The 14,714-nt window shown below is 56.6% G+C and carries 14 protein-coding genes; all 14 read right to left on the bottom strand.

The window, feature by feature from the left end; genetic code table 11:
* Nucleotides 1–4 precede the first annotated feature (4 nt).
* On the bottom strand, nt 5–1,381 hold the full coding sequence (atpD, locus tag AC07ZE_RS00790) for a F0F1 ATP synthase subunit beta (protein ID WP_137805870.1): 1,377 nt from the start codon (nt 1,379–1,381) through the stop codon (nt 5–7).
* Between the two features lie 27 nt (nt 1,382–1,408).
* A complete protein-coding gene (gene atpG / locus AC07ZE_RS00785; RefSeq protein WP_207260047.1) occupies nt 1,409–2,269 on the bottom strand; it encodes a F0F1 ATP synthase subunit gamma in 861 nt (286 codons plus the stop codon).
* Nucleotides 2,270–2,319: 50 nt separating this feature from the next.
* Nucleotides 2,320–3,864, bottom strand: coding sequence for a F0F1 ATP synthase subunit alpha (atpA, locus tag AC07ZE_RS00780; protein WP_093228332.1), 1,545 nt, complete (start codon nt 3,862–3,864; stop codon nt 2,320–2,322).
* A gap of 21 nt (nt 3,865–3,885) precedes the next feature.
* Nucleotides 3,886–4,422, bottom strand: coding sequence for a F0F1 ATP synthase subunit delta (locus AC07ZE_RS00775; protein ID WP_137805868.1), 537 nt, complete (start codon nt 4,420–4,422; stop codon nt 3,886–3,888).
* Between the two features lie 12 nt (nt 4,423–4,434).
* Nucleotides 4,435–4,905 carry a F0F1 ATP synthase subunit B gene (locus tag AC07ZE_RS00770; RefSeq protein ID WP_137805867.1) on the bottom strand — a complete coding sequence of 157 codons (471 nt, stop codon included), beginning with the start codon at nt 4,903–4,905 and terminating at the stop codon, nt 4,435–4,437.
* Between the two features lie 58 nt (nt 4,906–4,963).
* Nucleotides 4,964–5,221, bottom strand: coding sequence for a F0F1 ATP synthase subunit C (atpE, locus tag AC07ZE_RS00765; RefSeq protein WP_003097235.1), 258 nt, complete (start codon nt 5,219–5,221; stop codon nt 4,964–4,966).
* Between the two features lie 131 nt (nt 5,222–5,352).
* Nucleotides 5,353–6,222 carry a F0F1 ATP synthase subunit A gene (gene atpB, locus AC07ZE_RS00760; RefSeq protein ID WP_095194534.1) on the bottom strand — a complete coding sequence of 290 codons (870 nt, stop codon included), beginning with the start codon at nt 6,220–6,222 and terminating at the stop codon, nt 5,353–5,355.
* Nucleotides 6,223–6,238: 16 nt separating this feature from the next.
* The gene (locus AC07ZE_RS00755; RefSeq protein ID WP_095194533.1) at nt 6,239–6,646 is read right to left on the bottom strand and encodes a F0F1 ATP synthase subunit I; all 408 of its coding nucleotides are present in this window, start codon (nt 6,644–6,646) and stop codon (nt 6,239–6,241) included.
* A 148-nt stretch (nt 6,647–6,794) separates the two neighbouring features.
* Entirely contained in the window at nt 6,795–7,667 is an 873-nt protein-coding gene (locus AC07ZE_RS00750; RefSeq protein ID WP_095194532.1) for a ParB/RepB/Spo0J family partition protein, read from the bottom strand.
* A gap of 9 nt (nt 7,668–7,676) precedes the next feature.
* Entirely contained in the window at nt 7,677–8,474 is a 798-nt protein-coding gene (locus tag AC07ZE_RS00745; RefSeq protein ID WP_095194531.1) for a ParA family protein, read from the bottom strand.
* Nucleotides 8,475–8,492: 18 nt separating this feature from the next.
* Nucleotides 8,493–9,137 carry a 16S rRNA (guanine(527)-N(7))-methyltransferase RsmG gene (rsmG, locus tag AC07ZE_RS00740; protein ID WP_095194530.1) on the bottom strand — a complete coding sequence of 215 codons (645 nt, stop codon included), beginning with the start codon at nt 9,135–9,137 and terminating at the stop codon, nt 8,493–8,495.
* Entirely contained in the window at nt 9,134–11,032 is a 1,899-nt protein-coding gene (gene mnmG, locus AC07ZE_RS00735; protein ID WP_207260046.1) for a tRNA uridine-5-carboxymethylaminomethyl(34) synthesis enzyme MnmG, read from the bottom strand. Before mnmG ends, rsmG begins: the two co-directional genes overlap by 4 nt.
* 551 nt (nt 11,033–11,583) lie before the next feature.
* Nucleotides 11,584–12,954, bottom strand: a complete 1,371-nt coding sequence (mnmE, locus tag AC07ZE_RS00730) for a tRNA uridine-5-carboxymethylaminomethyl(34) synthesis GTPase MnmE (RefSeq protein ID WP_207260043.1) — start codon at nt 12,952–12,954, stop codon at nt 11,584–11,586.
* Between the two features lie 79 nt (nt 12,955–13,033).
* Nucleotides 13,034–14,713, bottom strand: a complete 1,680-nt coding sequence (gene yidC, locus AC07ZE_RS00725; RefSeq protein ID WP_137805861.1) for a membrane protein insertase YidC — start codon at nt 14,711–14,713, stop codon at nt 13,034–13,036.
* Between the last annotated feature and the right edge of the window lies 1 nt (nt 14,714).

The raw sequence follows: 14,714 nt of genomic DNA, 5'->3' as shown, positions 1-14,714 counted from the left end.
GGGATTACAGTTTCTTGGCTTTCTCGATCGCTTCTTCGATGCCGCCAACCATGTAGAACGCTTGTTCTGGCAGGTGGTCGTAGTCACCGTTGAGGATGCCTTTGAAGCCAGCAATGGTGTCTTTCAGGGAAACGTATTTACCCGAAGCACCGGTGAAGACTTCAGCCACGAAGAACGGCTGCGACAAGAAACGCTGGATTTTACGAGCACGGTTTACCAACTGCTTGTCGGCTTCCGACAGCTCGTCCATACCCAGGATCGCAATGATGTCCTTCAGTTCTTTGTAACGTTGCAGCACGTACTGAACACCACGAGCAGTCTCGTAGTGGTCGTTGCCGATCACGTTAGGGTCCAGCTGACGCGAAGTCGAGTCCAGTGGGTCTACCGCTGGGTAGATACCCAGGGAAGCGATGTCACGGGACAGAACGACGGTGGCGTCCAAGTGGGCAAACGTGGTCGCTGGCGACGGGTCAGTCAAGTCGTCCGCTGGTACGTATACGGCCTGGATCGAAGTAATCGAACCTTGCTTGGTCGAAGTGATGCGCTCTTGCAGCACGCCCATCTCTTCAGCCAGGGTCGGCTGGTAACCTACTGCCGAAGGCATACGGCCCAGCAGTGCGGATACTTCGGTACCGGCCAGGGTGTAACGATAGATGTTGTCGACGAACAGCAGAACGTCGTTACCTTCGTCACGGAACTTCTCGGCCATGGTCAGGCCGGTCAGGGCTACGCGCAGACGGTTTCCCGGCGGCTCGTTCATCTGACCGTAAACCAGTGCCACTTTGTCCAGAACGTTGGAATCCTTCATCTCGTGGTAGAAGTCGTTACCCTCACGAGTACGCTCACCCACACCGGCGAACACGGAATAACCGCTGTGCTCGATGGCGATGTTACGGATCAGTTCCATCATGTTTACGGTCTTGCCTACACCGGCACCACCGAACAGACCGACTTTACCGCCCTTGGCGAACGGGCAAACCAGGTCGATAACCTTGATGCCTGTTTCCAGCAGCTCGTTGCCACCGGCTTGTTCTGCGAAGGAAGGTGCAGGACGGTGAATGCCCCAGCGCTCTTCTTCGCCGATCGGACCGGCTTCGTCAATCGGGTTGCCCAGTACGTCCATGATCCGGCCCAGGGTCGCTTTACCGACCGGTACGGAGATGGCTGCGCCAGTGTTGTTGACGTCCAGACCGCGCTTCAAGCCTTCGGTGGAGCCCATCGCAATGGTACGAACCACGCCGTCGCCCAGCTGCTGCTGAACTTCGAGAGTGGTTTCGGCGCCTTGAACTTTCAAGGCGTCGTAGATGCTCGGTACGCTGTCGCGTGGAAATTCCACGTCGATAACGGCGCCGATGATTTGAACGATACGTCCGCTACTCATAGCTGGATCCTCTGAATATTTGAACCGTTAAACCGCGGCAGCGCCGCCGACGATTTCCGAGATCTCTTGGGTGATCGCAGCCTGACGCGCCTTGTTGTAGACCAGCTGCAAATCGCTGATCAAATCACCGGCGTTGTCGGTAGCGTTCTTCATCGCGATCATCCGCGCAGCTTGTTCAGCCGCGTTGTTCTCGACCACCGCCTGGTACACCTGCGACTCCACGTAACGCACCATCAGGCCGTCAAGCAGCTCTTTGGCGTCCGGTTCGTAGAGATAGTCCCAGTGGTGCTTGAGTTCTTGATCCGGGGTTGCCACCAGCGGAACCAATTGTTCCACGGTAGGCTGTTGCGTCATGGTGTTGATGAACTTGTTGGACACTACGGACAAGCGGTCAATACGGCCGTCCAGATAAGCATCCAGCATCACCTTGACGCTGCCGATCAGATCATTGATCGACGGCTCTTCACCCAGGTGGCTGATAGCTGCAACGACGTTACCGCCGAAGTTGCGGAAGAAAGCCGCACCCTTGCTACCAATCACACACAGATCGATCTCGACGCCGTTTTCGCGGTTTACCGCCATGTCCTTGACCAGGGCCTTGAACAGGTTGGTGTTCAAGCCACCGCACAGACCACGGTCACTGCTCACCACAACATAACCAACGCGCTTGACTTCACGGTCGATCATGAACGGATGGCGGTATTCCGGGTTGGCGTTGGCCAGATGCCCAATTACCTGGCGGATACGCTCCGCATAAGGACGGCTAGCAGCCATGCGCATTTGTGCCTTGCGCATTTTGCTGACCGCCACTTTTTCCATGGCGCTGGTAATTTTTTGCGTGCTTTTGATGCTCGCAATCTTACTGCGAATCTCTTTTGCGCCTGCCATGTAACACCTATCAGGTTAGCAAGCGGGAGCCTTGCGGCTCCCGCTGCGGCTTACCAGGTTTGGGTGGCCTTGAACTTCTCGATACCGGCTTTCAGGCCGCCATCGATCTCGTCATTGAAGTCACCCTTCACGTTGATCTTGGCCATCAAATCGGCGTGATCGCGGTTGAAGTAAGCAATCAGCGCTTGCTCGAAGCTGCCGATCTTGGTGATTTCAACGTCAGTCAGGAACCCACGCTCAGCGGCATACAGCGACAGCGACATGTCGGCGATCGACATTGGCGCGTATTGCTTCTGCTTCATCAGCTCGGTAACGCGCTGACCATGCTCAAGTTGCTTACGGGTCGCTTCGTCCAGGTCAGAAGCGAACTGGGCGAATGCCGCCAGTTCACGGTACTGAGCCAGAGCGGTACGGATACCACCGGACAGCTTCTTGATGATCTTGGTCTGAGCGGCACCACCCACACGGGATACCGAAACACCGGCGTTCACTGCAGGGCGGATGCCCGAGTTGAACATGGCCGATTCCAGGAAGATCTGACCGTCGGTGATGGAAATCACGTTGGTCGGAACGAACGCGGAAACGTCGCCAGCCTGGGTTTCGATGATCGGCAGAGCGGTCAGGGAACCGGTTTTGCCGGTCACTGCGCCGTTGGTGAACTTCTCTACGTACTCTTCCGAAACGCGGGATGCGCGCTCCAGCAGACGGGAGTGGAGATAGAACACGTCGCCTGGGTAAGCTTCACGGCCCGGTGGACGGCGCAGCAGCAGGGAAATCTGGCGGTAAGCCACTGCTTGCTTGGACAGATCGTCATAAACGATCAGCGCGTCTTCACCGCGGTCACGGAAGTATTCGCCCATGGTGCAACCGGAGTACGGTGCCAGGAACTGCAGTGCAGCCGATTCGGAAGCACTGGCAGCAACGATGATGGTGTTAGCCAGTGCACCGTTTTCTTCCAGCTTGCGAACAACGTTGGCGATGGTCGATTGTTTCTGACCGATCGCTACGTAGACGCAGAAAATGCCGCTGTCTTTCTGGTTGATGATCGCGTCGATCGCCAGAGCGGTTTTACCGATCTGACGGTCACCGATGATCAGCTCGCGCTGGCCACGGCCGACAGGGATCATGGCATCGACAGCCTTGTAGCCAGTCTGTACAGGCTGGTCTACCGACTTACGCCAGATCACGCCTGGAGCAACTTTCTCGACCGCGTCGGTCTCGGTGTTGTTCAGCGGACCTTTGCCGTCAACTGGGTTACCCAGTGCGTCGACTACGCGACCCAGCAGTTCCTTACCAACCGGAACTTCCAGGATGCGGCCAGTGCACTTGGCGCTCATGCCTTCAGCCAGACTGGTGTATGCGCCCAGTACAACGGCACCTACGGAGTCTTGCTCCAGGTTGAGGGCCATACCGTAGACGCCGCCCGGAAACTCGATCATCTCGCCATACATTACGTCGGCCAGACCGTGAATCCGCACGATGCCGTCAGATACGCTGACGACAGTGCCTTCGTTACGGGCTTGGGAGGTCACATCGAGCTTGTCGATGCGGCCCTTGATAATTTCACTTATTTCGGAAGGATTGAGTTGCTGCATTGCTCTGCTGCCCCTTCAAACTCAAGATTTCAATGCTTCGGCAAGTTTCGCGATTTTGCCGCGAATCGAGCCATCGATAACCAGGTCGCCGGCGCGGATAACAACGCCCCCAATAAGGGACTTGTCTTCCTCGACTTGCAGGCGCACTTCCCGGTTGAGTCGTGCACTGAGAACCTTGGCGAGTTTGTCTTGCTGTTCTTGGTTCAATGCGAATGCACTGGTGACTTCAACGTCTACCGACTTCTCTTGCTCAGCCTTGTACAGGTCAAACAGAGCGGCGATCTCCGGCAACAGCAGGAGACGGTCGTTTTCGGCAACGACGTTAATGAAGTTCTGTGCCTTGGCATCAAACTTGTCGCCGCACACGTCAATGAACGTGGCGGCCTTTTCTGCGCTCGTCAGTCGCGGGGCCTTGAGCACGCGCTGCATGGTGTCGTCTTCCGACACCGCTGCTGCCAGGCCGAGCATGGCTGACCAATTGGCCAGTTGCTGGTGGGCCTGAGCGTGCTCGAAGGCCGCCTTAGCGTAAGGTCGGGCCAACGTGGTCAGTTCTGCCATGATCGCCCTCGCTTAGATTTCAGCAGCCAGTTGGTTAACCAGCTCTGCGTGCGCGTTTTGATCGATTGTGGCACCCAGGATCTTCGCGGCACCGCCAACGGCCAGGCTACCCACTTGGGCGCGCAGCGCGTCTTTGACGCTGTTCAGTTCCTGTTCGATCTCGGCCTGAGCCTGAGCCTTCACACGGTCAGCTTCGACGCGAGCCTGTTCACGGGCTTCGTCGACAATCTGAGAACCGCGTTTCTTGGCTTGCTCGATGATTTCAGCTGCCTGAGCTTTCGCTTCGCGCAGTTGATGACCCGCTTTCTCTTGGGCCAACTCCAGGTCGCGAGCTGCTCGGCTGGCAGCGTCCAGTCCATCCGCGATCTTCTTTTGACGTTCGTGCAGTGCCGTGATGACCGGAGGCCATACGAACTTCATGCAGAACAGTACAAAAATGAGGAACGCAACGGACTGGCCAATCAGGGTCGCATTAATGTTCACGCCAACACCTCGCAGTTACGTTGTCCATCACATCAAATCACTCGGAAGATCCGAGTAATTAGCCAGCGATCTGACCAACGAACGGGTTCGCAAAGGTGAAGAACAGAGCGATACCAACACCGATCATGGTTACGGCGTCGAGCAGACCGGCAACGATGAACATTTTAACTTGCAGCATTGGAACCATTTCTGGCTGACGCGCTGCGCCTTCCAGGAACTTGCCGCCCAGCAGGCCGAAACCAATTGCGGTACCCAGTGCGCCCAGGCCGATCAACAGTGCAACAGCGATAGCGGTTAGACCAACTACAGTTTCCATCTTTCCTCCCGACTTTTACGTCGTATGGTTTAGGTTTTTTAGATTAAAGCGGTAAAACAAATCGTTTCAGAGCCCCCAAGGACTCCCCTCCCGTTTGACCGGGAGGGACATCAGACTAGTCGAGACTGGCCTTAATGGTTTTCTTCGTGCGCCATCGACAGGTAGACGATGGTCAGCATCATGAAGATGAACGCCTGCAGGGTGATGATCAGGATGTGGAACACTGCCCACGCCCACTGCAGAACAACGCCCAGGCCGCTGAGCCAGAGCAGGCCGCTGCCGAACATCACAGCGATCAGGATGAACACCAGTTCGCCGGCATACATGTTGCCGAACAGACGCAGAGCCAGGGAAATCGGCTTGGCGATCAGGGTCACGAATTCCAGCAGGAAGTTCACCGGGATCAGCAGGGCCTGAACGAAGATGTTCTTGCTGCCGAACGGGTGCAGGGTCAGCTCGCCGATGAAACCGCCGAGGCCCTTGACCTTGATGCTATAGAAAATGATCAGTGCGAAAACCGAGAACGCCATGCCCAGGGTCGCGTTCGGGTCGGTGGTCGACACGGCACGGAACGGGATGTGTGCATCGCCGGAGATCATGATGGCCAGCTGAGGAATCCAGTCGACCGGTACCAGGTCGACGGCGTTCATCAGGAACACCCAGACGAAGATGGTCAGTGCCAGCGGTGCGATCACCGGGCTACGGCCATGGAAGCTGTCTTTCACGCTGCCATCGACGAATTCGACCAATACTTCAACGAAGTTCTGCAAAGCACCTGGCTGACCGGAAGTCGCCTTCTTTGCCGCCATGCGGAAAAGAAGAACGAAGATCAGACCCAATGCGACCGACCAGCCGAGGGTATCGACATGGAAAGCCCAAAAGCCCATTTCCTTGGCTTCTGCTGCGGTGTGGGCAAAGCCCCAGCCGCCGGTAGGGTGCTGACCGAAAGTCAGGTTCTGCAAGTGGTGCTGGATATAGCCCGAAGCGGTTGTTTCTGCCATGGTTGCCTCAAACGCCCTAAGGTCTCGAAAGTCTTGTTCTCATCAGCAGGGGAGCGAACCAGCTGACCGACTGAGTCAGCACGAAGGCACCGAATACTGCGATCGGCGCCAATGGCTTCACACCTGCAAACACCAGTGCAAACAGCACTGCCGTCAAAATCAGTTTGCCCGCCTCGCCGGCATAAAAAGACCGGACGATGGCTTGAGCTGCTCGGGCGCCGGAAAACCGAAATGCCCTGTGAGCGAAATAAACATTGGGAAGCAAGGCTATCAGGCCTCCGCAAAGTCCCGAGTACCCGGCAACGACTCCATACCATTGCCAGAGCGCCAGAGCGGCAATGAGCAAAATGACAAATTGAGCCATTAACACCGGGAAAACCGCGAGGCGATGGAACGGCAAGCGGTTTGGCGTGCGGGTTTCCATCACTATTGCTCTCCAATGGTCGGCTGCCGAAATGCAATAACTTGGCATAATTTGTGCCGACAAAATGCGCGCAGAGTATAGGGGCGGTTCTGCCCCTATTCAACTGTCAGGTAGTGATTTCCGACTGCGCGCTACATGAGGAAATGTTTCAGCGAATATGTGCGAGCACGCCTTGAAGCTCATCCAGGGAGTTGTAGCCAATCACCAACTGCCCTTTTCCCTTCTTCCCGTGGCGGATCTGCACCGCAGAGCCTAGGCGCTCGGCCAGACGCTGCTCCAATCGTGCGATATCCGGGTCTGGTTTTACGGGTTCGACGGGCTCGGGTTTGCCACTCAACCACTGACGAACCAGTGCCTCGGTTTGGCGCACGGTGAGTCCGCGTGCGACAACATGTCGCGCCCCTTCAACCTGTTGATTGTCCGGCAAACCGAGCAAAGCACGGGCATGACCCATTTCCAGATCGCCATGGGACAGCATGGTCTTTATGACTTCCGGTAACGAGATCAGGCGCAGCAGGTTGGCCACGGTCACCCGGGACTTACCGACGGCTTCGGCCACCTGTTGCTGGGTCAACTGAAACTCCTGCTGCAGACGCTGCAAGGCCATCGCCTCTTCAATCGGATTCAGGTCTTCGCGCTGGATGTTCTCGATCAGCGCGATGGCGATCGCGGTTTCATCGGGCACGTCGCGAACCATCGCAGGGATGGTTTCCTGCCCGGCTTGCTGGCTGGCACGCCAGCGGCGTTCGCCAGCAATGATTTCAAAACGGCCGCTGCCAATCGGGCGAACCACGATGGGCTGCATGACGCCCTGAGCCTTGATTGACTGCGCCAGTTCTTCCAGCGCCTGGGGATCCATGTCCCGACGTGGCTGGTATTTGCCGCGCTGTAGCAGGTCCAGTGGCAGATGTTGCAGCTCACGCTGATCGGCTTGTGCCGCTTGTTCTTCCAGCGAGCTGACAGTCGGACCACTCAGCAGTGCATCCAGTCCACGTCCGAGACCTCGTTTCTTGACGGCCATGGGGATTCCTTAAGTTGCCTGAGCTGCGGCGATGCGTGAGTTTTTACGCTGACGACGAACCATTTCGCCGGCCAGAGCCAGATAGGCTACAGCGCCGCGCGATGCTTTGTCGTACGCCAACGCCGGCATACCGTAGCTTGGGGCTTCGGCCAGTCGAATGTTGCGCGGAATGACCGTGTCGTAGAGCTGATCACCGAAGTGTTCCTTGAGCTGCGCCGACACATCGTTCATCAGGCTCAGGCGCGGGTCGTACATCGTCCGCAACAGGCCCTCGACCTTGAGGTTCGGGTTCAGCAACTCGGCGATGCGCTTAATGTTATCCACAAGGTCACTCAAGCCTTCGAGTGCAAAATACTCGCACTGCATGGGGATAATCACCCCGTCCGCGGCAACCAATGCGTTCAAGGTGAGCATCGAAAGCGACGGCGGGCAGTCGATCAGGATGTAATCGTAGTTTTCACGGATCGGCGCCAGTGCACTGCGCAGGCGGCTTTCCTTCATCTGCATTTCCAGCAAAACCACTTCGGCGGCCGTCAGGTCGCGGTTGGCCGGTAACAGCTGGTAACCACCGTGCTCCGAGTAATGCATGGCCTGGGCCAGATCGCACTCGCCGATCAGCAGGTCATAGACCGAGTTTTCCAGGCCGTGTTTATCCACACCGCTACCCATGGTGGCGTTGCCCTGTGGATCGAGATCGATCAACAACACCCGGCGCTTGGTTGCGACGAGAGATGCTGCGAGGTTGATGCAGGTGGTGGTCTTGCCCACACCACCCTTTTGGTTCGCTATCGCGAATACCTTAGCCATTCTTGCTTGTGTTCCCAATCATGCCGTGCGGCGCAGTATCAGCAGATGGCGTTGGCCTTGGCAACCGGGTACGGCCAGGGCGTGTTCGCTATCGAGGTGGAAGTCTGTCGGCAATGCTACCAGCTCATCGGCGGGATGAACGCCCTTCATTGCCAGCCAACGTGTATCGGTGTCCCCGAGGTGACGCGTCCAGTTGGTGAAGTTCTCCATGCTGCTGAACGCCCGGGAAATGATCCCGTTGAACGGCTGAGCTGGCTGGAAAGCTTCGACGCGACTGTGGATAACTTGCAGGTTATCCAGTTTGAGTTCGAGTTTGACCTGGGTCAGGAAGCGGGTTTTCTTGCCGTTGCTGTCCAGGCAGGTGACTTGAGACTGCGGAAACAGGATCGCCAGTGGAATACCCGGCATACCGCCGCCACTGCCAACGTCCAGCCAGCGGCCGTTTTCGATGAACGACATCACACTCAAGCTATCGAGCAAATGACGGGACACCATTTCGTCCGGATCGCGCACCGCGGTCAGGTTGTAAGCCTTGTTCCATTTGATCAACAGGGCCAGATAACCCAGCAATTGCGCGTGCTGGGTTTCTGTCAGCGTGACACCGAGCTGGCGAGCGCCTGTGGATAACTCTTCGGCATGTTGCGAGGTGACCAACGAACTCAAGCGCTTTGCTCCAACTGACGGCCCGCGCCGCGTTTTTTCAAATGAATCATCAACAGCGAAATCGCCGCTGGGGTAACGCCCGGAATACGCGACGCCTGGCCCAGGGTTTCCGGACGGGTCGCACCGAGCTTGCTCTGGATCTCTTTGGAGAGACCGGAAATGTTCGTGTAATCGATATCCACAGGCAATTTTGTGTCTTCGCTGGCGCGCAGACGGGCGATTTCATCCTGTTGACGATCGATGTAACCAGCATATTTGGTCTTGATTTCGACCTGTTCGGCGACCTGTGGATCTTCTGCGCCCTCACCGGTTACGGCGATCAGACCAGCGTAGTCGATTTCCGGACGGCTCAAGAGGTTGAGCAAGTTGTATTCGTGGGTCAGCGGCGTGCCGAATTTTTCGGCAATCGCGTCGCCCTGCGCAGTACCGGGGCGAACCCAGGTGCTTTTCAGTCGCTGTTCTTCCTGCGCGATGCTTTCGCGTTTTTTGCTGAACGCGGCCCAACGCTCGTCATCGACCAGACCCAGTTCCCGACCTTTTTCGGTCAAGCGCAGGTCGGCGTTGTCTTCACGCAGAATCAGGCGGTACTCGGCGCGGGATGTGAACATTCGGTATGGCTCTTGGGTGCCGAGCGTAATCAGGTCGTCAACCAACACCCCGATGTACGCCTCATCGCGACGTGGACACCAGGCGTCTTTGCCTTGTGCACGCAGCGCGGCGTTGGTTCCGGCCAACAAACCCTGGGCGCCGGCTTCTTCGTAACCGGTGGTGCCGTTGATCTGTCCGGCAAAGAACAGGCCGCCGATGACCTTGGTTTCCAGGCTGTACTTCAGATCACGTGGATCGAAGTAGTCATATTCGATGGCGTATCCTGGACGCACGATGTGCGCGTTTTCCATGCCGCGGATCGATTGCACGATCTGCAATTGCACATCGAACGGCAGGGATGTGGATATCCCGTTCGGATACAGCTCGTTTGTGGTCAGGCCTTCCGGCTCGATGAAGACCTGATGGCTTTGCTTGTCGGCAAAACGATGAATCTTGTCTTCGATCGACGGGCAATAACGCGGGCCGATGCCTTCGATCTCACCGGCAGCGGAATACATCGGCGAACGGTCGAGGTTCGCGGCAATGATTTCGTGAGTGCGTGCATTGGTGTGGGTAATCCAGCAGCTGACCTGTCGCGGATGCTGCTCTTTGGACCCCATGAACGACATCACCGGAATCGGCGTATCGCCTGCTTGCTCGGTCATCACGGAAAAATCCACAGACCGTGCGTCGATACGCGGCGGTGTTCCGGTTTTCAGGCGACCAACACGCAGTGGCAATTCCCGAAGACGTTGAGCTAGCGCAATCGATGGCGGATCACCAGCGCGACCGCCGGAGAAATTCTGCAAACCGATGTGGATAAGTCCACCAAGGAAGGTACCTGTGGTCAAAACCACCGAATCGGCGAGAAAACGCAGACCCATTTGAGTAACCACACCGCGTACTTGGTCCTGCTCGACGATCAGATCATCGGCGGCTTGTTGAAATATCCACAGGTTCGGCTGGTTTTCCAGGATTTCGCGGACAGCGGCTTTATACAGAACCCGGTCGGCCTGAGCGCGAGTTGCGCGCACGGCTGGACCTTTGCGGCTGTTCAATACGCGAAATTGAATGCCACCTTTATCGGTAGCCATGGCCATCGCGCCACCAAGGGCGTCGATTTCCTTGACCAGATGGCTTTTGCCGATTCCGCCAATGGCCGGGTTGCAACTCATGGCACCGAGGGTTTCCACGTTATGCGTCAGCAATAGGGTCTTGACCCCCATACGTGCTGAGGCCAGTGCTGCCTCGGTACCGGCATGACCGCCGCCGATGACGATCACTTCAAAACGGGAAGGGAAATCCACCACGCACCTCGTGCCTGCTTAAGTAGGTAATTCAGGAATAGTTTGAGCTCAGGTTTCTGGACCTGGTCGACAAGTATAGGGACTTCGCCCTTCCTAAAGAACCCTTTGCACAAAATTTAACCAGCTGTGGAAAAGTGGCGGTTATAGAAATTAAAAAGAGAGAAATTTATTAAATCTTTGTTTTTATGTTTATTTCTACTGACCGACCTTTCTGTGGATAGATTTCTACAGCCCACTAAATACGTTGTGTACAGAGATTCAAAACCCTGTGGTCATGTGCCAATGAGGCCCTTGGATAACCGGTTTAAGCCTGTGGATGAATGGGGTGCTTATCCACAGGGTCGGTTATCTTCAGTTTTGAGGCCCTGTTATCAACTGCCCTTAGCCGCGGTTATTAACAGGGCTTAATCCACAGAAAAGCGTCGATCGAAGGAAATTCGGGCAAGGAAAAACCGCTCAAGCAGAAAAATCTGCTCGGCACTGGAGGGGATGGTTTTGGAAATGGAGGGGGCAGACAGGCCAGGACGGCCTGCCTGTAGATAACAGAAAGACTATTTACCGATGCAAAAGCTGGAAAAAATTCGTCCCAACAGGTCATCTGAGCTGAATGCACCGGTGATTTCTCCCAGCGACTGCTGAGCCTGGCGCAAATCCTCGGCAAGTAATTCGCCGGCACCCGCCAGGGTCAATTGCGCGCGGCCGTGCTCAAGGGACGCACTGGCATGACGCAATGCTTCCAGGTGGCGCCTGCGAGCACTGAAGCTGCTTTCCGAGGTCTGTTCGTAGCCCATGCAAGCCTTCAGGTGGTCGCGCAGCAACTCCAGGCCAACACCTGCAGACTTGGCGCTGAGGCTAATGGTGACGTGCCCGTCATCGCTGACTTCCAGGGCCATGGCCTCGCCTGTAAGGTCGGCTTTGTTGCGGATCAACGTGACTTTCGCCGGATCGGGGCGGGTTTCAAGGAACTCAGGCCATAGTGCGAAAGGATCGAGCGCTTCCGGCGCGGTTGCATCGACAACGAGCAGCACCCGATCGGCCTCGCCGATGGCTTTCAATGCCCGCTCCACTCCAATTTTTTCCACATGGTCATCGGTATCGCGCAACCCGGCGGTATCCACCACGTGCAGCGGCATGCCATCGATGTGGATATGTTCGCGAAGGACGTCCCGCGTGGTGCCGGCGATCTCGGTGACGATGGCCGCTTCACGGCCGGCCAGCGCATTGAGCAGGCTGGACTTACCCGCATTCGGACGACCGGCGATGACCACGGTCATGCCGTCGCGCAGCAAGGCGCCCTGTCCGGCCTCCCGCATCACGGTGGATAACTCATCGCGCACTTTGTCGAGCATGCCCAGTACGTGGCCGTCGGCCAGGAAGTCGATTTCCTCTTCCGGAAAATCGATCGCCGCTTCGACATAAATACGCAACCCGATGAGTTGTTCCGTGAGGTTATGCACACGAGCCGAAAAGGCGCCTTGCAGGGAGCGCAATGCGTTGCGAGCCGCCTGTGCAGAACTGGCTTCGATCAGGTCGGCGATGGCTTCGGCCTGGGCCAGGTCGAGCTTGTCGTTCAGGAATGCACGTTCGCTGAATTCTCCCGGTCGAGCCAGACGACAGCCGAGTTCAAGACAGCGTTGAAGCAGCATATCCAGGACAACCGGGCCTCCGTGCCCCTGTAACTCCAATACATCTTCGCCAGTGAAAGAGTTCGGTCCTGGAAAATACAACGCGATGCCCTGATCGAGCACTTCGTCGTTTTCACCAAGAAACGGTCCATAGTGAGCGAATCGCGGTTTGAGTACACGACCGCTAAAGGCCGTGGCCGCAACGCTGGCCAACGGCCCGGAAATACGGACAATGCCTACGCCGCCACGACCTTGAGCAGTGGCGACCGCGGCAATGGTTTCACGAGGAGCGCTCATAAACCGGTATCCAGACAAAAGTGACAGATAGCAAAACGCCCCACTAGGGGGCGTTCTGAGTGGTTATCCACAGTGTAAGTCAGGCAGTCGCTTTGGCAGCTGCTTCAATCTTACGAGTGATGTACCACTGTTGGGCGATCGACAGGCAGTTGTTCACTACCCAGTACAGCACCAGACCGGCCGGGAACCACAGGAAGAAGAAGGTGAAGATGATTGGCATCATCTTCATCACCTTGGCCTGCATTGGATCCGGTGGAGTCGGGTTCAGCTGCTGCTGGATGAACATGGTGGCGCCCATGATGATCGGCAGAATGAAGAACGGATCCTTGATCGACAGGTCAGTGATCCAAAGCATGAACGGCGCTTGGCGCATTTCAACGCTTTCCAGCAGAACCCAGTACAACGAAAGGAAAACCGGCATCTGCACGAGGATTGGCAAGCAACCACCCAGCGGATTGATCTTCTCTTTCTTGTACAGCTCCATCATGGCTTGCGACATTTTCTGCCGGTCATCGCCATGTTGCTCTTTCAGCGCAGCCAGTTTCGGTGCCACTGCACGCATGCGCGCCATGGATTTGTAGCTGGCAGCCGACAACGGGAAGAAGATCCCTTTGATCAGCATGGTCAGGAAAATGATCGACCAGCCCCAGTTACCCACAATGGCGTGGATATGTTGCAGCAACCAGAAGATAGGTTGAGCGATGAACCACAGAATGCCGTAGTCGACGGTCAGTTCAAGGCCTGGGGACAACTCTTTCAGCACAGCCTGGCTTTTCGGACCGGCGTACAAAGTAGCGCTGGTTTCAGCCTTCGCGCCCGGCGCAACGGTCAGAGACGGACCGGTGTAACCGATGATGTAGTTGCCTTTGCTGTCTTTACGGGTCTGGACGATGTTGTTTTCGCCCTTGGCCGGAATCCACGCGGTCACGAAGTAGTGTTGCAACCAGGCAACCCAACCACCGGTGACGGTTTCTTTCAGCTGAGCCTTGTCCATGTCGCTCATCGACACTTTCTTGTATGGCTCGTTACTTGTCCACAGGGCGGCGCCCAGGTAAGTCGCGGTGCCGGTGGCAGTGCTGGAAGACGGATCGGAGCTGGCGTCACGCTTCAACTGCGCGAACATCGCCCCGGACCAGGGCTGAGCGCTCTGGTTGTCGATCAGGTACGAAACGGTTACGTCATACAGGCCACGCTTCAGAGTGAAACGCTTGATGTAATTGACGCCGTCCTTGCTGAACTTCAGGTCCACGACCAATTGGTCCTGGCCGTCAGCCAGTTGATAAATCTTCTTCTCCGAGGAGTAAACAGGACGACCGGCAGGACTTGCGTCCGGGCCGTTGCTACCGATCAGGCCGCTTTGTGCCAGATAAGTGCGTTCGTTACCGTTGTCGAACAGCTGGAATGGAATTTCCGGATGGTCCTGACGACGTGGATACAGCGGCAGTTTCAGCTGGGCAACATCACCACCTTGTGGATCGATAGCCAGATCGAGCACATCCGTTTTGATCTGGATGAGATCGGTGCTTGCAGCTACCGGAGTTTCGGCAGGTGCGCTGGTATCGTTTGCGGCGTGTGGAATGTCGTCACTGACGGACGCTTTATTGCCAGTTGCCGTATCCGGGAGACCCGGCGCGGTCGTACTGGAAGCAACATTCTGAGTCGGCAAGGCAGCCTGGCCATAGTCCTGGTTCCATTTAAGAACAAGAACGTAGGACACGATTGCCAGGGCGACGATCAGGATCGTGCGTTTGATATCCATG

The organism is Pseudomonas sp. GW101-3H06, from assembly GCF_059424605.1.
Note: the sequence above shows the minus strand (reverse complement) of the source record. Positions and strands in the feature narration are given on the sequence as shown.